Raw genomic sequence first — 21122 nt, 5'->3', positions numbered from 1 at the left:
ATATGGACCTCCTATTTAAACAATTTTGTGTCAGTTAGCAGAGTTGCTTTTGGAAACATGAGTTGAGACTCGTTGTGACAGATTTGCCAACGTACGTTCAAAAAAGGATTCATCATTAAGAGCTCTACTCAGAATTAATCCCCCTTGAATACTGGCAATGGTTTCCTCTGAAATTTGGTCAGCAGTCTCTTTAGAGATACCTGTTTGAACTAGTGCCGCGCTGAAGGCTTCAATCCATCTTATAAAATATTGCCGAATGACAGCAGCGAATCGATCTCTTGTTTCGTCCAAAGCGAATGCACCAATAAGGCATATACGCTGACCGGATTGAAAATAAGTATCGACCTCTTGCCACATATGATCAATGGCTGCCCGGGGTTCATTCTTTTCGAGCGGTTCAAAAATATTCTTGATAAACCATTGATCAATATGTGCAAGAATTTCAGCAGCCATCTCATCTTTTCCACCTGGAAAGAAATAATACAAGCTTCCTTTAGATAGACGCGTACGGGCTGTAATTTTACTCAAAGATGCGCCCTCATAACCTAATTCACGAAATACCTCAGCAACGAGAGGGATGACATCCGCTTTTTCAAAAACAGTACGAGTCATAGATTTAACTCACTTAGGCTTGGGTGATCAGCGGGGCGCGTGCCGAGAGGCCAATGAAATTTACGTTCCTCTTCCTTAATCGGCATGTCATTAATCGAAGCAAATCTGCGCTGCATCAAGCCGTCCTCAGCAAATTCCCAATTCTCGTTTCCATACGATCTGAACCAATGGCCACGATCATCACGCCATTCATATGCAAATCTAACGGCAATACGGTTATCCGTAAATGACCAAAGTTCCTTGATCAGGCGGTATTCCAGTTCTTTGGCCCATTTCCGAGTTAGTAAAGATACAATTTCTTGGCGGCCTGTTATAAATTCGCTCCGATTTCTCCAATAACAATCCTTAGTATACACAAGTGAGACGCGCTGAGGATCTCGGCTATTCCAGCTGTCTTCAGCCATACGCGTTTTTTGGATTGCTGTCTCAAGAGTGAATGGGGGAGTTAAATTATTCATTAGATTTCCTCGCTTCCTAAACTGTTTGTATCAGTATAAACCGATCGGTTTATAAATGCAAGTTTACATCCGAAATTCAATACAAATTTCGAATCGGTTCAGATTCATAATGTACCAAGTAGCCATCAATCTTATGCTTTAGTGGCTCATTTTGGTGTATTATCAATGATCACGAGAGTGTGCATTCTTCATATGCATATCCTATGAAATAATGAACAAGCAGGACGTTCTCCTCTATAGGAGGCGTTCTGCTTGTTCTTTCATTTTGTTCTTTTAGCTAAGTGATCAGTCGAATTAAATTTAATCTTGCAAAAATTCGATCAATGCTGCATTAAATTGTTCAGAATGGGTCGCATTGAAACCGTGTGGTCCACCTTCAACAACGACCAGACGGCTGCCAGGGATGGATTCATGAGTACGTTGTCCGCTCACCTCCAAAGGCACGATGGCATCGGAATCACCATGGATAACCAGTGTAGGAATGTTGAACTTCTCCAGATCCTGACGGAAATCCGTAAGGGCAAAGGCAGCAATACAATCCAATGTGCCTTTAGGTGAAGCCAGAGCTGCAATATCACGGTTATAGATACGGAATGGTTCGCTCACAAGATCTGTGCGGTCTCCAGCAGCGAAAAAGTTGCTTGTAAAACCATCCAGGAATGCTAGCCGATCGGCTTTTACCCCGTTTTGGAACTCTGCAATCGTTGCATCATCCAATCCACCTTCAGGATTGTCTTCGGTTATATAGAGATAGGGAGGAACCGCTCCCGCAAATACGGCTCTAGAAACGCGTTCTGTCCCGTAGGTTCCCACATAACGTGCAACTTCGCCGCCACCCATGGAGAATCCGACTAATGTGGCATCACGCAGATCAAGGTGAAGTATCAATTTATGCAAATCCGAAGCAAATGAATCATAGTCATAACCATCCCAAGGTTGAGAAGACTGACCGAATCCACGACGGTCATATGTGATAACACGGTAGCCTGCTTCAATTAGGGCAGGAACTTGCTTCTCCCAGGATCGCCCACTCAAAGGCCAGCCATGAATCAGAATAATTGGTTTTCCCGCACCATGATCTTCATAATAGAGTTCAATTGCTTGTTCATTCTCAGCGCCTACATTCACTTTTGCCATGGAAAATACCTCCATTAGTTGTTATATTTTTGTTTATACACAAGCTATTTGGATCAGACATACGAAAGGGGACTTGTTCATGAATCGCCTCACTCTCTATACCGTTTGTTTTATTATAAACCGATCGGTTTATGATTGCAAGTTCATATTTTAGTGTGGGTACTCAGTTGATCTCTCAACTTATCAGATAACTTTAGCTGACATGTTTCAGGAATTAGTTTTTTTCCGATCGAAGGTAAAGATTTAGCATCATGCGGGTATGGAAAGTCCCGAGAATGTTTGGGGATAATAACGCATTATGAACAGAAATGGAATGGAGCGTAGGGGAATGAAAGTATTATCTATGATTCAACCATGGGCGACTCTGCTTGTCCAGGGCGAGACTCTCTATGAAACAAGATCCTGGAAGACCCGGTATCGCGGTCCATTGGCCTTCTGGGGTTCACCTTGTGATTGTTAACCCCGGTGTGTGGCGGGGAAAAGCACATTAATATAAGACTTTTTGAGGATAATTCGACTGAAAGATAACTTGTTTGCGCATTTTTGTTCAATCTGAATAATGGTTGCTCATTCGAAATTGACCCAGCCTTTTTCAACCGGGCCAATTCGCGGGAGCTCTGACCGGTTACCAGGAATTGAGTCTCCTAGGTATACCCTAGACCTTTTTTTAAATTTTTCTCTCCGGAGACATTAAATGCCTAAACATAAGTCCCAGCTTTAAGAGCAACAGATGATCGGTATTTTCATATCCAGATTCAGCAGTCCCGAAATTTTCTCCAGCCTGTACAGTACTGTGTTGCGATAGATATATAACTCACGTGCAGTTTCATTCACTTGACCGTTGTTGGCGAAATAGGCTTCAAGTGTGTGCATCATCTCGCTGGTGTATTCCTCTTCTTTGTCCAGTAGAGGACGGAATGAATAAGAGCAATACCTGACCATGACCTCCTGTGGAATATGCTTGAAGAGATAGTGCGGCTATCGGATGGTAAACCAGAAACAGGTGAAAGGTCTGGGTGTATGCCGCCCAGGCTTTTATTATGGTTTTAGCCAGTTGAGTGCGCAAAACGCGCGAAACAAAAACCACCTGCTATGCGGGTGGGGGGATTGAGGGATTGAGGTTTTGACCACTAAGACCATTCCGATACAAACCCGCTCTAGGCGAGTTTTTTCATTTTAAAGGGTCAAGTTCATGTCCTTGGTCAGGTACATGAACTTGACCCTTATTGCCATGGCCGCTGAATGAAAGACTTCTATTAATTATATGATTTATAACATACCGCTCTATCAAAATTGAGCGGTTTTTCTTTGTACAAATATCCATCTGGCAGCGTGAAAAAAGATTATATACCTATGTTTATTGAACAGCGTTGTCTACTAAAACCATGGAGAGCATTCTATGCATGAAACAAGCCTTATGTCTGAAATTATTCAGGCCGCTCAGAACACAGCAAAGGACCAAGCTATACACAAAGTAACATCAATTGAATTAATTATTTCAATTTTGCAGTTGGGAGAGGAGACACTCTCGCTTTTTCTACATACGTAACGCCGGTATACTTTTTCAGTTCGAGCTTTAAACTAGGAGAGTCGCTGTTTGGATTTCTGACCAGCCAGTGGTATATCCATACTTCTTTTGGAGGCTTGTTTCCATCTTTGATCGGGCACAGCAATCTGCCGTTCTTCACTTCCCGTCCTGCCGGGAATGTGGTTGATTTGGGTACCCGGAATTTAACAGCTACGCAAGATCCCGCTTTTATAGCAGGTGAAGAAGGGGAACTGCTGCAGCGCCCTCTCTGATCGCTAGTCATAAAAGGCGTTTTACGGATCTCAATCGGTGTCACGGTAATAAGTTGGCGAAAAAGGTGACCGGATTTCCTATTGATATTGTAATGCAGTATAGTAACCGGGCCATTATACGTTTGCGAATTCAAACTTTTAGGAGAAACGAGAACGCCGTCATGTACTGTAGCCGGTGCACCCATCGTAGTGAAATAAAGGATGCCGACGCAATCTCCAGCTTTGATTATACTCAAATATATCACTCCTTGATCGTTGATCCTGTATTCTATGAATTCGATCAAGAAAAGTCTTGTGTGATTGCCGGCGACATAGGCTAATGCCGTTTCACTACTGTCATCTGCCCCATAAAATTAGATGTATCTACAGGGAAGGGTGACCAAATGAAATCCAAAACCCAGACAGCTCATGTCAAAAGAACCACTACAAGTCAGAGAACACTGTTCCAGACATCCAAAGCTCGATTATTGGCAAAGGTGAAAAAACTGAAAGACAATGAATACACTTTTATCGGCATGGGAGACGGTTGGGCTGGGAACGGCCAATCCAGCAATGCAATATTTACTTCGGCCTTATCCACTATCTCCAAATTGAAGAGAAAACCTCTATTTATTCTGCATAACGGAGATGCCGTATTCACGGGAACAGACCAAGAATTCAAGACAGGCGGGACATATTCGGGTGTACCGGTAAAAAGCTTGCTGCAGATGATTCAGGATCCGAACAGAGGTGTACCTGATATCCCCTTTTTTATCGTCCCCGGCAACCATGAACATACGGGCATCAACGGACCACTTACCAATTTCAGAAAATATATCGGACCAACACATTTCGGAATCCATCTCCCCAAAATTAAAACTACGATCATTGGCCTGAATAACTCACAAGAGCTTAACTCCAATGGGAGTGGTCAGTCAGTCTACGGTTTTGCACCAGGAGAACTGGCTTTTCTGAGAGAGCAGCTAAAAAAGGCACAGAAAAATACAGTTGTGACCATGCACGTTCCCCCTAGAATCGGGAAATGGGCAAATCCCCGTTATTTTCAAGATCCCACATCGACGTTCGGGAACACCCGAGGACAACTGACCCGGTTCCTATCCAGCGTTCGCGGCAAGGTCTCTCAGGTTCTTGTTGGCCATGTGCATGCATTAGATCAACTTTCCTATCAAGGCACGAGGTATCAACTGTCTGGGGGAGCCGGGGCACCACTTGTCAAAAAGGGATTTCTCAAGGGCGCACCAACCCCAATCTTCCATTTTATCGAGTTTACCGTTAGAAATGGTGTTATTGTTAAACGTCGCGTCATTCCAGTAGGCGAGACTGCATAAGTCACATAAGTCAATTTTATTTCTTTCATCTACTTAGGAATCTACCTACACTTCTGAGAGTCTTAGTGAATAGATTATTAACGTGTCCTATAGATTTCAGAAATGAGGGATTTCGATGAAGGGAACTAAACCAGGTAGAGTCGAAAATCAGGTATACTCCAGCCGAGTCTTGCGGTCAGAGTTTGACCGGAACTGGCGGACAGTAATTTCTAAGAGTGGTTATGTCATCTATATAGCTACTGCCAATCAAGCTAAAGTTGAAGTGCTGCTCAGTGGAAATATTACCAAGCGTCTGATGTTTAATAAAGGAGGGCGTGTTATCGTCGGAGGCGGGGGAACCAGTCATTACAGCAAGCCTCACCGTGCGATTACGTTGTAATTAAATTGTACAGAGAGAAGGTGCCGATGCTATGTCGGCGCCTTCTAGACTCCCTTTGGGTCTAGTTTTAGGCCTGCTCGAGAAATTGAATCAGCAGAGAGAACACTCGCCCGTCGATGCCGTGCTGGATTACATCCATACGCATTACTCTTAAAAGATTGCTGTGCAGGAACTAACGGATTTGCGCCCATCTCAACCATATATGAATAAACGGTTTCAGGAAAGGTGCGGAAATACAGCGATGGATTACCTGATTGCCTATCAGTTAAAGATTTCGCGTGACCTTCTAATCCATACCGATTAGATGGATATCTAAGTGTTGAAGTGAGTCTCTTTTAAGCGATTTACAGACTTATAGGATGGATTATGATCAAGAGAGCAGTAGTCCGGAAGGCAATCCCCTACCATCATACTCGGCTGTAAGTCGGGCTAATCTCGAATTGTATTGGAATTGAAATTGTAAATGCCGTCGTCCCTATTATGTAAGACTTGATGCATTTGGTAGGAGGATAGTCACGTAAAAGGTCTTATTTGCTGAAACGCTTGATATCACTTACCGGAGATAAGCCGAACAGGCGTGCATATTCCCGGCTGAATTGGGAATGGCTCTCATAACCTACCTCAAAAGCGATATCTGCAACGTGGGTAGATTCGGTTAACAGGAGACGGCGTGCTTCTTGTAATCGGATTTGCTTCTGATACTGTATTGGAGTCATGGCAGTCACTTCTTTGAAGTGACGATATAACGATGAGTAGCTCATGTTCGCCTGCTCAGCTAATTCTTCGATGCGCAGCGGATGATTGTAATCCCTTTTGATCCGCTCGACCACCTCTGCAATGGATGCGTAATTGCTTCCAGCCATAGCAATCTGCTTGAACACATCCCCTTGATCATCGCTAAGGAGTCTGTAAATAATCTCACGTATGAAGAGAGGTGCAAGTGCCGGAATATCCCTCGGCGTGTCTAACAGGCCTACTAGTCTCGCGGCGGCATCGAGAAGAGCATTATTCATTTTTCCTACATATATCCCTCTGTGGTATCTATTGGTGCTGTCAGGAAGTAATTCAGTCTCCTTCATGATCTGAAAGATTTGGCAGGCCTCTAAATCGAGACGAATGGCTAAGTAGGGAGATTCAGGAGAGGGCTGAGTAGCCCGGCCGGTAATGGGTACATCCAGGGACACCGCGAGGTAATCGGATACCCCGTATCGGTAGCACTCATCGGCGAGCATGATAACCTTCTCGCCTTGTACAACAATGCATAGCGAAGGTTTTTGAATTCTGCATATTGGAACCTCAGAGCGGGAATCGCGAACCAGATGCAACGAGGGGATTGGAGTAGCGTGGTCGCCATCTGTACCTGTAAACTTCTCAACGAGTTGCGCAAGCTCCAATTGTTTATAGTATGTTTTTTGAGCGTCATCTAACATGTGAATCCCCCCCACAACAACTGTGTTCCATTATAAATTTTTGAACTGTGTTTGTGAAGAGGGGTGAGAATAATAGGCAAAAACGTGCGAGTAATAGTCTAACGGAATAAAGCCTGACAGGAGCATAATAAAGTTGTTCCAACAGACCGGCGGCAACCGCCGATAGCACAATTATGATTATCCATTGGAGGGAGAAATATGACACATGATAAAGTATGGTACGTGACCGGGGCTTCGAAAGGTCTGGGATTGTCCTTAGTGAGAAAATTGATTGAGTTCAGATATAGAGTCGCTGCAACTTCCCGTAATATAGAAGATTTAAAGCAAGCTGTTGGTGAGGTGCCAGAGGGACAATTCCTGCCGTTGGCGGTTGATCTGACCCAAGCTGATTCGATTAAGGCATCCGTGAACAAAACGTATGAATATTTCGGGCAAATAGATGTGGTCGTTAACAATGCAGGCTATGGCATTGGTGGTGCGATTGAGGAGCTGTCGGAGAAGGAAATCATGGCTAATTTTGAAGTCAACGTATTTGGTCCGATCAATGTCATTCAAAGTGTACTGCCCTATATGCGTAAGCAGCGATCAGGACACATTTTCAATATCGCGTCTATCGCTGGCTTCGCTCCGCATATGGGCTGGAGCGTGTATGCAGCGACAAAGTTCTCGCTTATGGGGTTGACGGAGGTGCTTGCCCAGGATGTGCAATCTCTGGGGATCAAAGTAACGGTAGTAGCACCCGGAAGCTTCAGAACGGAGTTCAACAAGCCGAATTCTCTGGTTCTGTCTGCCAATAAAATTGAGGATTACAGCGAGCTCCATGCTGGGCACAACCAGTTCATAGCGCAAGATGGGAAGCAACTTGGTGATCCTGAAAAAGCGGCAGAGGTGTTCATTGATCTGGCGGAATTGCCAAACCCTCCGGCTCAATTGTTCATGGGTAGTGATGCGTACCGTAGAGCTTCCGAGAAGTTGGTTCAGTTGCGCGAAGAACTGGAAGCGAACAAGGACGTCAGCTTCCGAACTAATTTTGAATAAGCTGGACCACTATCCTGTGAAAAAAGTAAAAGAGACCTGTGTTCTAAATTTAGCTTATGATTTGGTTGAAGTTATCTTTTGGGATATCCTCCCAAAAGGTAGAATCGATTGGTGATCCATCTTATTCAGAACTAAAGCAAAAAATACTGATGCATTCTTATCTTAAACCTATCAAATATTATCAACCTGCCATTAGGGCAGGTTCTTTCATTTAGTTATACAAATAGAATTTAGACTCGACGATAGGACCGATTGAAGGTAAGGACTAGTTCATCGTTGAAACGGTTAAGATTTATCTGTTTAATTAAGCTAACGGGTAGCTTAGCGTAACAACGGTATATAAAATAACCTTAACTACTTAAAAGTAAATATGAGGCTGTCCAGGGACAAGAGCATTGTTCCATTTAAAATCGCTATTATAGCGGTGTTTTTGTTTAAGAAACCAAGTTCTTGTCCCAAGTTAAGGACAAAAACTTGGTTCCTTTGCCGAAAAGGAGAAGAACATTGTGTCATTGCGGATTAGACTGTTATCTAAATATTATTATGACAGAGATAGTTGGTGGGATAATGTAAAGAGATATAATCAGGCTGACAACCCAACTTACAGTATTAAGCGGCATCCGTAAAAACACTATTGTAAATACCTAATGTAAAAATAGTAGAATTATTTTAAATATTGTTTGCGAAACTGTAACGGTGAAGTACCAAATTCTTCCTTAAAGCAAGCAGAGAAATAGGGGGAATGTCGAAAGCCTACTTTTTCGGAGATACGTTCGATAGACTAGTCGTGGCTAACCAGGATTTAAAATATGTAATACTATTTCGCAACGAACATTTCGAGTTAATCATTATGTAGTAACTGCCAAATATGATATCAGTGGTATGGTTGACGATCAGGAAGCGGGGCTCTGCCATTTTGGACAAACTTACTGTACGATTGGTATATATCAACGACAAGGAGCTTGGATTTTGAAGTATAACCATTCAGTGAGATAGAATGGGGGGCCGGCTATACCTTCATCCTTCATATGGTTAAGGTCGGTGCGGAACCTGCAGGGTGAAAACTGTTATGAATACAGCCTTTCTTGTGGCTTAGTATAAATTCTCTAAATTAATGTTTAATGTAGTAGTGAATGGGTAAATTTATACTCTAGATAGCCAGTATAATCTGATTAAAGATAGATTAAGGTTTGCAAAAAGGCTAATCAGTTGTATTGGGAGAGGTCGTCCATTTACTTGTTTATTTAGGGGGAATATTGATTGAACACTTTTTTAAAGGCTCTGCATACTTATAAATCTGCATTTTCCGTACATTTAGTCAGCGGGGAGTATTACGTAGGTCAATATATACAAACGTCAGATCCAAATATTATTGTAATAAAAACCTCGGATGGGTATGAGAAAATTAAACTTTGGACGATAAAACGTTTTCAACTTTTGGACAATTAAAAATGATCTAAACTGGATTTGGTGGGATAGTTTAGATCTCTGGAAATGTAGATGGACATGGACATATTCCCATTGATAGTCGCTATTTTAGCGGCTTTTTTTGTTTTATCGGTACAAATTCTTGTCCTTAGCTTGGGATACGAACTTGTACCGATTGCCGGAATGGACAAGAACATAGTCTGATTATCGATTAGATAATCATCTAAATGAAAAAAGCTTTTTAAGTAGCGTAAAACAGGGCAGTTTTCAATCCATCTTATAAGATATTGCCGAATTACAGCAGCGAATCAATCTATTTATATACTGTTTGTATTATTATAAACGTCAACATCTCCATGAATATGTCGTAATGCATAAGAATAGAAGAAACAAGTAATGATACTGTGATTTTAACAACCGGTTTTAAATTGCTGTCCCATAAAGGACTGATCAATCCGGGTGCTTTTTCACAATATGCGGAAAGGGAAATCCGTAAGGACTAAAACTCGATGCTCCTCTAAAATTCAGGGCTTTCCAGGATATATACCGCTCAATAAAAAGGTATCTCTAATGTTCGCACAGATTCAGAAACCGCTGTAGCATCATAGTTGGGGAGCATTTGCACAGTAAAATCAGAACAAGGGACTTCGTCATACTGAAGTTTAGCCTACTGACATTTGAAATCTTCTGGTTTTGAAAAAAGATTTTCTGAGGTCACATTACTTTACGAGAACAATGGCCTAAACCGATTTTCCTCACTGGGCTGCGGGTAGGTCCGATGCTGGTAGATCAAATGGGAATGATGAAAACGAATATCAGGGAATACATTATTAAAACGTAATATAGTATTACTCATTGTTACATTGTTATATTTAATATAGATGTTTTTTGATTTACAATCATAATATAGTTACTATGATTTGCTCATTTCCACAAATAGTTTGTTGCTGAAATCGAATGATTCAATCTACAGGGAGGGACACAAATTTGCGAAGCACAAATAGGTTAAAGAAAAATATTAATAGTTTTTGGAAGTTCTCATACGGCGATTGTTTAGATGGCAAGGAGTCAAACTTTGATGATTCGGGGTGGTATGACATCGGTATCCCACACTCCTTTGGTATTCCCTACTTTATGGAAAATGAATTCTATGTCGGATATGGTTGTTATCGCAAAAAAATTTATATCGAATCCGAATGGATAGGGAAAACGATACTGCTTGAATTTCAAGCTGCCTTTCAGGATGCTCACATTTATATAAATGGAGAGCTTGTCGGTAATCATCAAGGCGGATATACAGCCTTTGCAGTAGATATCTCATCCAAGGTTAAAGAAGGCAATAATTTGGTTTTTGTCCGATTAAATAATCTGTGGAATCCACGTCTGGCTCCGAGAGCTGGTGAGCATGTGTTTAATGGGGGATTGTATCGTGATGTCAGTCTGATCGTGACTGACCGGATACACATTGCTTGGTATGGTACAACTGTGACTACGCCAGAAGTATCCACCGAACGTGCTACATTGTTGGTGCAAACGGAAGTGACAAATAACGATTGCAACCCTACACAGTATAGACTTGTATCTTCAGTGGAGTTTAATGGAGAGTATGTGATTCAAGTCATTTCTGATGGAAAACTTAAGCCAGGAGAAAGCACGGTTGTTAATCAATCCGAACAAATAGATTACCCTTATCTATGGCATCCGGATACCCCTTATATGTATACGTTGAGAAGCCAAATCTATATCAACAATGAGTTGAGGGATGAAGAGACGACTAGCTTCGGTATTCGTTGGTTCGACTTTGATGCAAAACATGGCTTTTTCCTGAATGGTGAACAGTATAATATTACCGGAGCCAACGTACATCAGGACCATGCAGGATGGGGCGATGCAGTTACACGAGCCGGAATGCGCCGTGATGTTAATATGATCAAGGAATGTGGCATGAATTTTATTCGTGGTTCCCATTATCCACATCATCCTTACTTTGCGGAGGAATGTGATAAGCAAGGGGTGCTGTTTTGGTCCGAATTATGCTATTGGGGAGTCGGTGGACCTAATATTGAAGGCTACTGGACAGCGAGTGCATATCCCGTATATGAGGAAGACAAAGCCGAATTTGAGCAGAGTTGTCTGACAACACTTCAAGAAATGATTCGATGTAATAGAAATCATCCTAGTATCATTGCTTGGAGTATGAGTAATGAACCTTTTTTCAGTGAAGAATCGGTGATGGAAGAAGCCAAGGCATTGACCGTTCGGTTGGTAGAAGAAAGCCGTCGCCTTGATCCAAGTCGTCCTGTAGCAGTAGGGGGAGCACAGAGACAAGGCTTTGACGTTCTTGGTGATATAGCAGGATATAACGGTGACGGCGCTTCTTTATTTGTAGATCCAGGTTTCCCCAGCTTTGTATCCGAATATGGCAGCACCGTGGCGCAGCGTCCTGGAAAATACTCCTCTGGATATACAGATGGCGTCGAGAATAATCCAGCTTGGCGCTCAGGTAAAGCACTTTGGTGCGGATTTCATCATGGTAGCTTTATATCAGATATGGGATATATGGGCATGATTGACTATTTTCGTCTGCCTTTACGTGCATGGTATTGGTACCGAAAGGACCTACTAGGGATTGATGCTCCACCTGAAGCTGAACAAGGCGTACCTCACTCACTTAAACTGACGAGTGACAAGACTAGGTTTCTTACAGACGGTACCGATGATATCTATCTCATTGTTGAGCTATGCGATGCAAATGGGAAACGTATCAGTAATACCTGTAACGTAACTCTCGAAGTCATTGAAGGCGGCGCTCTTTTTCCTACAGGGAGAGAGATCGTTCTGACCCCTGAAAACGGCAGTTTTCTGGATGGAGCAGGGGCAATCGAACTGCGTTCCTACTACGCCGGAAGTATCAAAGTTAAGGCTACTGCAGAGAATGTACAACCAGCTATCCTTGAATTCGAAGCTGAAGGGGACGTTCCATGGCTTGGACAGCAGAGAAACATCCAACAAGGACCGCCTGAGCGAGCAGAGATCCCAACCGAAAGGGAAGAAACGGATATTGCGAGAAGCCGTCCTGTCTTTTGTAGCAGCTTCGCATCAGAACATCCTGGTATGAATGTTACAGATGGTAAACAAGAAACATTTTGGGGTGCCAGAGTGCTGGACTCAGAGCAGTGGATTATGGTGGATCTAGAAGGCAGCAAAGCAACAAAGCGAGCTACCATCCATTTTGCAAAGCAGATTTTCCATCCAATCAAGGTTTCTACATCTCAAAGCGGAACAGAATTTGAAGCATTATCTTTTGTTAAGCTGCATGATAACCAGACAATTGAACTTTCATTATTAAGAAGCACACGTTATTTGAAAATAGAATTTCCTGAGCTTCCTATGGAAGTTCAACATGTTGAAATCTATGACTGAATAAGAATTTTTACTGATAATAAGATCAGTTCGTATTTCAACGTTTTTTCAAGTGAACCTCTCGAAATTTTGTCGGAGTTAGACCTTCTGCTTGCATGAAAATTTTATTAAAGTAACTGATGCTTGTATAGCCAGAACTAATAGCGACTTCTTTTACAGCCATATCCAGGCTGGATAATAGAAGTTGCTTGCTATACTGGATACGACATTTAGTAATGTATGATAACGGTGTCATTCGAGTTACTCTTTTGAAAAGACTGCAAAAATAATTAGGAGTTAAATCCACTTTCAATGCCCACTCCTCTAATTCAAACGGACGGGTTGCCATTTGTTGCATCAACGGAAGCAGCTTAATGATTTTATCGGTATTCTGATTTCCTCTTTTTGTTGTAAAGGCAATCGCACTGCTTACGAATTCAACAATGATGGAATAGGTAAGGGCGGATAATTTTGGAGGACGCATAAATTTATGCTGCTGCATCTCTTTTATTAACTCCAGATAGGCTTGCTCGAGCATATTGGAATTATTGATACACCAAACAGAGGACTCGTGAAATCCGCGTTCAAGCATAAACTCTAATAGCCCGCTACCATTAAATTGAATCCAGTATATATCCCATGGTTCTGTACTCGAAGTGTAATACCTCATCTGCTGATGAGGATAATGGAGGAAAGCATCTCCTTTTTTCAAAGTATACAAGGTATCTTCAATCTCAATGAAGCCTTTGCCTTCAACAATAAAATGCAAGCTGAAGTCTCTTGTTCCTTCGGAGCGCAGAACATTGTGATTATCAGGCTGTGTATATTTTCCCAACGAATGCGGGAAGCAGAAAAAATTAAACTCTTCAAAAGAAGGTAGAAAATATTGACGGTACATTAGATCAGTCCTTTCATAGATTAAAGGCAACTGCTAGACGTACGTTAAACTAAAGTATATTTAACATATTATTTCACATGGAGGTAACTAACAATATGAAATTACAGTTTGACACACCAGCAGCATATTGGGTGGAGTCGTTACCTGTTGGTAACGGCAAGTTAGGAGCAATGGTATTTGGAGGCATTGAGAAAGAACGTATAGCGTTAAATGAAGATACGCTCTGGTCTGGATTTCCCAGAGATTGGAATAATTCTGTAGCAAAAGAGATTCTTCCAGAAGTTCGAAAATTGATTTTTGAAGAGCGCTACGTAGAAGCTGATCAGCTTAGCAAGCAAATGATGGGACCCTTCACTCAATCTTATTTGCCTTTCGGAGATCTTCATATTACGATGGATCATGGACAATTAAGTAGCCAGGGTACCTATAAGCGAGATTTGGATTTATTAACCGGGATTGCTTCTGTTAAATACTCCATTGGAAAAATTGATTATACACGAGAAGTGTTTGCCTCATATCCCGATCAGATGATTGTGGTGCGTCTGACAGCCAGCCAGCCAGGTGCTCTTGAATTCAGGGCCACACTCAATAGCCCACTGCGCACATCAACAAAAGCAGACGACCACAGCTATGCTATTTTCGGAAACGCCCCTGAGTACGTTGCTCCTAACTATCATGATGTTGAAAAACCGATACGTTATGGAGAAGAAGGTAGTTCTCTGGGACTTAAATTTTTTGGCAAAATCGTAGTGCCACATACTGACGGAGTTGTAAACATCACTACAACAGGTTTGCAAGTGACAAAAGCTTCAGAAGCAGTATTATATTTTTTGGCGGCAACAAGTTTCGACCCTGAGTCCAGCAAGGGCAACATCTTACGTGATCCTGAAGAGTTAACCAACTCCGCTATCCAGCGTATTGAAAAAGAGTCTTACGAGGATATACGTCATCGACACATAGAAGATTATAAGGGGATATTTAATAGAGTGGAATTGAAATTGGGTAGCAGTTTTGCGCCTGAGCATATGCCAACGGATCAGCGCATTGAGACATACGGAAGCAAGGACCCGGGCTTAGTCGAACTGTTATTCAACTATGGTCGATACCTTCTCATATCCAGTTCGCGACCTGGAACACGTCCAGCCAACTTACAGGGGATATGGAACGAAGATACTCGGGCTCCATGGAGTAGCAACTATACGCTGAATATTAATGCGGAGATGAATTACTGGCCAGCAGAAACCTGTAATATGGCAGAACTTCATAAACCATTAATTGATTTTGTTAGCCAACTTGCAGAGAACGGTAAAGAAACGGCTCAAACCAATTATGGGGCACAAGGGTGGGTAGCTCATCATAACTCAGATATTTGGGGACAGACTGCTCCAGTAGGGGATTATGGAATAGGTGACCCGGTGTGGGCAATTTGGCCTATGGGTGGCGTTTGGCTGACTCAGCATCTTTGGGAGCACTATTCGTTTAGTCTAGATCAAGCCTATCTAAATGATACAGCCTATCCATTGATGAAAGGGGCAGCACTGTTTTGTCTGGATTGGCTCATCGAGAATGATGAAGGTTATCTTATCACTTCACCATCAACCACGCCAGAAATGAAGTTTATTGTGAATGGTCAGCGGTGTGCAGTAAGTGAAGCTTCAACGATGGATCTCTGTCTAATTTCAGAATTGTTTGATAACTGTATTCGTTCTGCTGAAATATTAGGCTGTGATGAGGAGTTTACCGCGATTCTTCGGGCAAAGAAAAGGAAGATTTTCCCATTACAAATAGATGGGCAGGGGCGTCTTCAGGAATGGAGTCTTGACTTCGTAGAAGATGATATCCATCATCGACATGTGTCACACCTTATCGGTGTATACCCAGGTAAACTGATTACCGAGAACTCCTCGCCAGACATGTTCAAGGCGGCAAGAAAGTCACTTGAAATTCGTGGAGACGGTGGAACCGGATGGAGTCTCGGATGGAAAATAGGTCTATGGGCCAGATTCAAAGAAGGCGATCGTGCTGAACAACTCATATCGAATCTTCTTCGGCTCGTCAAGTCTAATGAACCCATTAATCATGAACAGGGTGGTGTATATGCAAACCTGTTCGACGCACATCCTCCTTTTCAAATTGATGGCAACTTCGCAGCTACAGCCGGGATCGCTGAGATGCTGCTACAATCTCATCAAGAATATATTGAATTTCTGCCTGCATTACCAACAAGCTGGCAGGAAGGTCAAGTCAAAGGACTCCGGGCTAGAGGCGGATTTGAGATTGATATTGATTGGGTTAATGGAAGTTGGACAAAAGCTACAATAATCTCACATGCAGGGCAGATATTTAAGATTAAAAGTGATATCAGCGTCGAAGTCCGTCAGGGTTCAACAGTGATTGCAGCGCTCTTGAACAGCGAAGGTTATCTTTGTTTTTCAACAGAACAGGGAATGATCTACTCACTTCTTACAGAAACGTGTGACAAGAGCAAAACACCTTGCTGATAGGACAGTCATAGTTCGCTCAGTTTAATTATGCTAAGTTCGTTAGTGCTCATAGTAGATTCTCTTTGTGTGAATGTGAAGTGCACCCCTTAGAATAGATATTGGAAAAACCCCTGGTTTAGCCGATGAAATTCTAGGTGGTGCATTTTTTATGGCGATTAATGGACAAAAGTTTAAAACGTATCGGCAGAATTAAAAAAAGAATTTATCCGTGTGCATACAGTTGAAAGTTTAACTTACAGGTAGATTAATTAACATCTGGGGATTCATGATCCAGGACGAATTAAACGATGCCTTCGAAAATATGGGGGACAAGGTGAGTTCGGACAGACGGAACAACGAGTTCGCCGAAAAGTATACTAGGATTTAGAACGCTATGTCTAACACTTGAAACATGAGAATGAATTGCTAAAAAAGTGCTTGGTATCTTGAAGGAGAAAGAAAACAAGAGAGATTTAAGGTTATAAATCAGAGTCTGGTCGAGGGAATTGTTATGACAATGATTCTATAGAGAGTTTCTTCTCGCATCTCAAAATGGATAGACTCTAATCATATCATATACGAATGGTTACCGAAGCACAAAAGCAAAACAGAAAAGTTTTCCATAATTTGTTCTCTCAGGTATAGGATACAGAACTTATCTTTATCCTATACCTGAGAGAACACTGGCAATGATGCCAACTCCTGTGTCGGATTGGTGCTTACCTTTTATTACAAACTTATTGAGTCTTTATTTCACCTTTAATGGACTAACTTGACTGAATACATAAAAATGAGTATATTACTCATTAATTGATAGTTTAATTTATCATTAAAAATCATTATGTATCATTTCATAAGATTTTTATTTCTTATTATCCATTATTCGGAAGATCGAGACGTGAATGCTGATTCGGAGCATCTTGGGTAACACAACATTTTCTAAAGAAGTAGATACAAATTTTTTTGGAAAATACTTAGTATAAAGGAAGGAATTGTTTTTTTTGTCCATTAGGTTTATTGAAGCACTCACACAAAATTAGCAGGCAGCAGCGGATATACCGGAATTGACATCCATGAACAAGACCTATTAGTAAACATTCATCTAAATATTCTGGTGAAAAGAGGAATTCGAATTCATGAGGTTTTTAGACAATTACAGGAAAATGTAAAAAGAGAGTCTTACTGGTATTGACATTGGTGCCATCCATGTCAAGGTCGAGGGAATAGCGTTTTCCTAACTGTATGGAAACCGGCAGAAGAAGTTATAAACTAATCATAACTGGGAGAATAGATCATATGACAAACATATCTATAGGTAAAGCCAGTCCACACTCACTTAACGGAGCCAAATTGAATCTCATGGCCGTGGGAAACGTTTCCCACACTATTGCTGGTTCTAAGAATCCAATCATAATAGAGCATACCTTCAGAAAGTTGTGGCAGTTCAAGAACAACCGATTTAGCCATGAATATGCTTATGAGGCCAAGTTAGATGATAAGACACTAGGAATCATTACATGTTTGCCCATTCCCACACTAGAGAAGTTGGTTTCATCTACAACACAGCAGGTGCTATCTCTTCGAAAGTTAGGTTTAATTTTCTATAATCTATTGCACCCTATAGCACTATATTCAACAATAACGTTGAAAGAAGGTTTCGAAGGAGAGTATCATATCGCTTCACTTGCATCTATGCCGGAGAGCAGGGGAATGGGAGTCGGATCACAACTCATTCACTATGCGGAGCAACAGGCAATCCAACAAGGATACAAAGTAGTATCACTGACAGTAAAAAAAGAAAATAAACTTGCGGCCAAGCTCTACAGCCGACTCGGCTACGAGATTACTTCAGAAGAGGAAAAACCTGCATTCTCATTGTACAGAATGGTCAAGAAAATATAGGTTGGACAACTATTCACCATTCCATGAGGTGTAAAATGAAAAGAAGTATGAGCCCCATGAAAAAAAACAGATTGAATACGATTCTAGATGTAGTCACAAGGCTTCTTATCGATAAACCCAACGCATCTATGAATGAGATTGCTGATTCAGCTGACATCGGTGTAGTCACATTACATCGATATGTAGAAACCCGCGAAAAATTAATGGTACATCTAGCGATTCGTGCAATTGAGGTCGTAGGTGCAACAATTCATGAGAACTCCTTGACCGAAAATAATGCTGACCGTTATTTCCCTAAATTAATTGAAGCTCTTATACCGCTTGGGGACAAAATTTATTTTTTGGGGAAAGATGCATCAGTGTATAGTAACCCGTATGTTAAAGAAGCAGATCAAAAACTCAGAGAACCTGTACTGGATACAGTCTTGATTCTTCAAGAAAAGGGGGGGTTGCGGTCCAAGGACAAGAACATGGTCCCATTTAAGTCGCTATTTTAGCGGCTTTTTTATTTTATCGGTACAAGTTCTTGTCCTCGGCTCGGGACAAGAACTTGTACCGATTGCCGGAATGGACAAGAACATAGTTCAATTACCGATTAGATGAATATATAAACAAAAACAGATGCAGTTAAAAATTGAATGAGCAGCATATAAAGGAGGGTTTTCACATTTCATATGAACAGAAGACTCCAGAAGAATAATTCTCGGGCAGATAATCAAACGCGCAGTATTGAGCCGGATCCGTTAAACCAACTATTTATAATACCTGATTGTAGAATAATAAGAATAAGCATTTCTAATTGAGGGTTTTTTAAATAATTATTATATAATTACTTGAAGAGATCTTCAAAATTTCAACACAGAAAGAAGGTTTTTGATGCGGTATAAAACAGTAGTGTCAACCATAGGACGTGGTAATAAGTTGAGTCGTTGTACAGACAGCAAAGGTAATAAATTTAGCCTAGAAAAAATAATGGATAGCTGGAGAGTGTCTTACCAGGAGAAAGTTTCGCGAAAGGAAGGTGAGATTGGCTTACGTGTACCTCAATTTGGAGCTTTATCGGCAATTCGTGCACATTGGGCAATATCGAACTCTCCAGCTACAATTGTGTTGCCTACTGGTACAGGAAAGTCTGAAACGATGTATGCAACAATTATTTCTGAAAGAATTACTTCAACATTAATCATTGTGCCTTCTAATCTCTTGAGAGAACAAATTTATGAAGGAGCGAGTCATTTTGGCATACTTCCAAAATTAAATATGATTTCTGATGAGTCTATTCATCCAACTACTTTTCTTTATAAATCAAAAGTTGAAGCTACAGATGAGGAAACATTGATTGCTGCGCTAGAGGATGCAAATATAGTCGTTTCTACTCCGAGTATGATAAAGAATATGCCTTCATCTGTTTGGGGGAAATTTGTTCAAAAACTAGAAGTTGTGATCTTTGATGAAGCACATCATCTTGCATCTCCGGATTGGGGAACTGTAAAAGAAAAGGTTTTAGGAAAGAGAATTTTACAATTTACAGCAACCCCTTTTAGAAACGATGGAAAAAAAGTTGATGGTAAGATAATATTCAATTACGGATTGGGAATGGCTCAAAAAGCTGGATATTTCAAGCCAATCTAGTTTCATCCAATTCAAGAATTTGATGAACAAAAGTCTGATGAAGAGATTGCCAAAATTGCAATCAAACAATTAAATGAAGATTTGGAAAAAGGATTTGAGCATGTACTACTTGCGCGAGCGAAAAGCCGTAAACGTGCTGATGAGTTATATGAAAAAGTTTACTCCCAATACGAAGAGTACCATCCAGTTGTAATTCATACTGTCATTCCTTCTGCACAGAGAAATAAATACTTAAAAGAAGTTAAAGAAGGTATTGCAAAAATTGTGGTTTGTGTAGACATGTTTGGTGAAGGTATAGATATCCCAACATTGAAGATTGCAGCACTCCATGATAAATATAAGTCACTTCCAATTACCCTTCAATTTATTGGACGATTTGCTCGAACAAGTGGTAATAATTTAGGAAATGCAAAGCTCATAACAAATGTGGCAATGGATGATTTAAAGGACTCGATAGAAGAGTTGTACAGTCAAGATTCTGATTGGAATTCTCTCCTCAATATACATTCACATCAAGCTATTGATAAAGAAATTGAACTTAGTGAGTTTATTGGAAAGTTTGAAAAAGGTCATGTTACGGATATAGATATATCACAACTTAAGATGAAAATAAGTACCCGAATGTTTAGGAGCACATCGGAAAGAACTTTTTTAGATGCATGGAAATTGGTCCTAGATCCAGATAGAACTACATCCATGGTAAATGAAGAAGATTCTGTTTACATTTTCATTGAGGAAATTGAAACAAAAGTAGTTTGGTCTGATCAAAAGGATATATTGTAGTATGATTATGATTTTTTTGTTTTGTTTTTGGATAAGGAGAATGGAATCATACATATAAACGAAACTGATACCGGAAAAGGTAATCGACTCGTTGAAAGTTTGTTCTCACAAGCAACGGCAATTAAGGGGATTCAGTTTATCGAAGCTTGAATGAGATTAATAGGTTAATGATTGGTACTTTAGGATTGAAACAACAACCAAGTGAAAGGATTAGCTTTAGAATGTTTGCGGGTACCGAGATACAAATAGTATTCTAGATAATTCACTCACTTTAGAAGTGATAAAGGACTTTCCAGAAGGTGTTCCTTATAAAATACTACTACCAGAAACGATTGAAACGTCTAATACTTACACGAAACAGTTGTATATTACTAAAGAAGAAAAGGCATACCCCTTCTATCAATCGGAAATA

General features: G+C 40.9%; 16 protein-coding genes and 1 pseudogene. 10 read left to right on the top strand and 7 right to left on the bottom strand.

Annotation, left to right across the window (positions count from 1 at the left end; translation table 11 throughout):
- Positions 1-30 precede the first annotated feature (30 nt).
- From MKY73_RS13890 to MKY73_RS13880, 3 genes are all read right to left on the bottom strand, one after another.
- Entirely contained in the window at positions 31-612 is a 582-nt protein-coding gene (locus MKY73_RS13890) for a TetR/AcrR family transcriptional regulator (RefSeq protein ID WP_339308144.1), read from the bottom strand.
- Positions 609-1070: a nuclear transport factor 2 family protein gene (locus MKY73_RS13885; RefSeq protein WP_339308142.1), complete on the bottom strand. Its 462-nt coding sequence runs from the start codon at positions 1068-1070 to the stop codon at positions 609-611. The genes MKY73_RS13890 and MKY73_RS13885 overlap by 4 nt, the downstream gene beginning before the upstream one ends.
- A 300-nt stretch (positions 1071-1370) precedes the next feature.
- Positions 1371-2207 (bottom strand): alpha/beta hydrolase, encoded by an 837-nt coding sequence (locus tag MKY73_RS13880; protein ID WP_339308140.1) that lies wholly within the window; start codon positions 2205-2207, stop codon positions 1371-1373.
- Between the two features lie 328 nt (positions 2208-2535).
- Here MKY73_RS13880 and MKY73_RS13875 point away from each other — a divergent pair.
- Positions 2536-2640 (top strand): annotated as a pseudogene (locus MKY73_RS13875) (2-oxoglutarate dehydrogenase E1); the annotation flags it as partial.
- Between the two features lie 284 nt (positions 2641-2924).
- On the opposite strand, the gene MKY73_RS13870 reads toward MKY73_RS13875, so the two are convergent.
- Together MKY73_RS13870 and MKY73_RS13865 are read right to left on the bottom strand one after the other, a co-directional pair.
- Positions 2925-3149 carry a helix-turn-helix domain-containing protein gene (locus MKY73_RS13870; protein ID WP_339308138.1) on the bottom strand — a complete coding sequence of 75 codons (225 nt, stop codon included), beginning with the start codon at positions 3147-3149 and terminating at the stop codon, positions 2925-2927.
- 551 nt (positions 3150-3700) lie between these two features.
- A complete protein-coding gene (locus MKY73_RS13865) occupies positions 3701-4243 on the bottom strand; it encodes a hypothetical protein (RefSeq protein WP_339308137.1) in 543 nt (180 codons plus the stop codon).
- Between the two features lie 147 nt (positions 4244-4390).
- Between MKY73_RS13865 and MKY73_RS13860 the strand changes: the two genes are divergently transcribed.
- Together MKY73_RS13860 and MKY73_RS13855 are read left to right on the top strand one after the other, a co-directional pair.
- Complete coding sequence (locus MKY73_RS13860) at positions 4391-5335, top strand: metallophosphoesterase (RefSeq protein ID WP_339308135.1); 945 nt, start codon at positions 4391-4393, stop codon at positions 5333-5335.
- 115 nt (positions 5336-5450) lie between these two features.
- Complete coding sequence (locus MKY73_RS13855) at positions 5451-5714, top strand: hypothetical protein (RefSeq protein WP_339308133.1); 264 nt, start codon at positions 5451-5453, stop codon at positions 5712-5714.
- A 527-nt stretch (positions 5715-6241) separates the two neighbouring features.
- On the opposite strand, the gene MKY73_RS13850 is transcribed toward MKY73_RS13855, so the two are convergent.
- Positions 6242-7144: an AraC family transcriptional regulator gene (locus tag MKY73_RS13850; protein ID WP_339308131.1), complete on the bottom strand. Its 903-nt coding sequence runs from the start codon at positions 7142-7144 to the stop codon at positions 6242-6244.
- A 198-nt stretch (positions 7145-7342) separates the two neighbouring features.
- Here MKY73_RS13850 and MKY73_RS13845 point away from each other — a divergent pair, with 198 nt between their 5' ends.
- A complete protein-coding gene (locus MKY73_RS13845; protein ID WP_339308129.1) occupies positions 7343-8182 on the top strand; it encodes an SDR family NAD(P)-dependent oxidoreductase in 840 nt (279 codons plus the stop codon).
- A 2385-nt stretch (positions 8183-10567) separates the two neighbouring features.
- Complete coding sequence (locus MKY73_RS13840) at positions 10568-13033, top strand: glycoside hydrolase family 2 TIM barrel-domain containing protein (RefSeq protein ID WP_339308127.1); 2466 nt, start codon at positions 10568-10570, stop codon at positions 13031-13033.
- 37 nt (positions 13034-13070) lie between these two features.
- On the opposite strand, the gene MKY73_RS13835 is transcribed toward MKY73_RS13840, so the two are convergent.
- A complete protein-coding gene (locus tag MKY73_RS13835) occupies positions 13071-13910 on the bottom strand; it encodes a helix-turn-helix domain-containing protein (RefSeq protein WP_339308125.1) in 840 nt (279 codons plus the stop codon).
- A gap of 95 nt (positions 13911-14005) precedes the next feature.
- Here MKY73_RS13835 and MKY73_RS13830 point away from each other — a divergent pair, with 95 nt between their 5' ends.
- The 5 genes from MKY73_RS13830 (at position 14006) to MKY73_RS13810 (ending at position 20710) form a co-directional block, all read left to right on the top strand.
- Entirely contained in the window at positions 14006-16411 is a 2406-nt protein-coding gene (locus MKY73_RS13830) for a glycoside hydrolase family 95 protein (protein WP_339308124.1), read from the top strand.
- A 1278-nt stretch (positions 16412-17689) separates the two neighbouring features.
- Complete coding sequence (locus MKY73_RS13825) at positions 17690-18295, top strand: N-acetyltransferase (protein WP_339308122.1); 606 nt, start codon at positions 17690-17692, stop codon at positions 18293-18295.
- Between the two features lie 35 nt (positions 18296-18330).
- Positions 18331-18792, top strand: a complete 462-nt coding sequence (locus tag MKY73_RS13820) for a TetR/AcrR family transcriptional regulator (protein ID WP_339308120.1) — start codon at positions 18331-18333, stop codon at positions 18790-18792.
- 379 nt (positions 18793-19171) lie between these two features.
- A complete protein-coding gene (locus MKY73_RS13815; RefSeq protein WP_339308118.1) occupies positions 19172-19927 on the top strand; it encodes a DEAD/DEAH box helicase family protein in 756 nt (251 codons plus the stop codon).
- A gap of 81 nt (positions 19928-20008) precedes the next feature.
- Positions 20009-20710 (top strand): helicase C-terminal domain-containing protein, encoded by a 702-nt coding sequence (locus tag MKY73_RS13810; protein WP_339308117.1) that lies wholly within the window; start codon positions 20009-20011, stop codon positions 20708-20710.
- The last annotated feature ends 412 nt before the right edge of the window (positions 20711-21122 follow it).

It is taken from the genome of Paenibacillus sp. FSL R5-0519 (genome assembly GCF_037974275.1).
GTDB lineage: Bacteria > Bacillota > Bacilli > Paenibacillales > Paenibacillaceae > Paenibacillus.
Note: the sequence above shows the minus strand (reverse complement) of the source record. Positions and strands in the feature narration are given on the sequence as shown.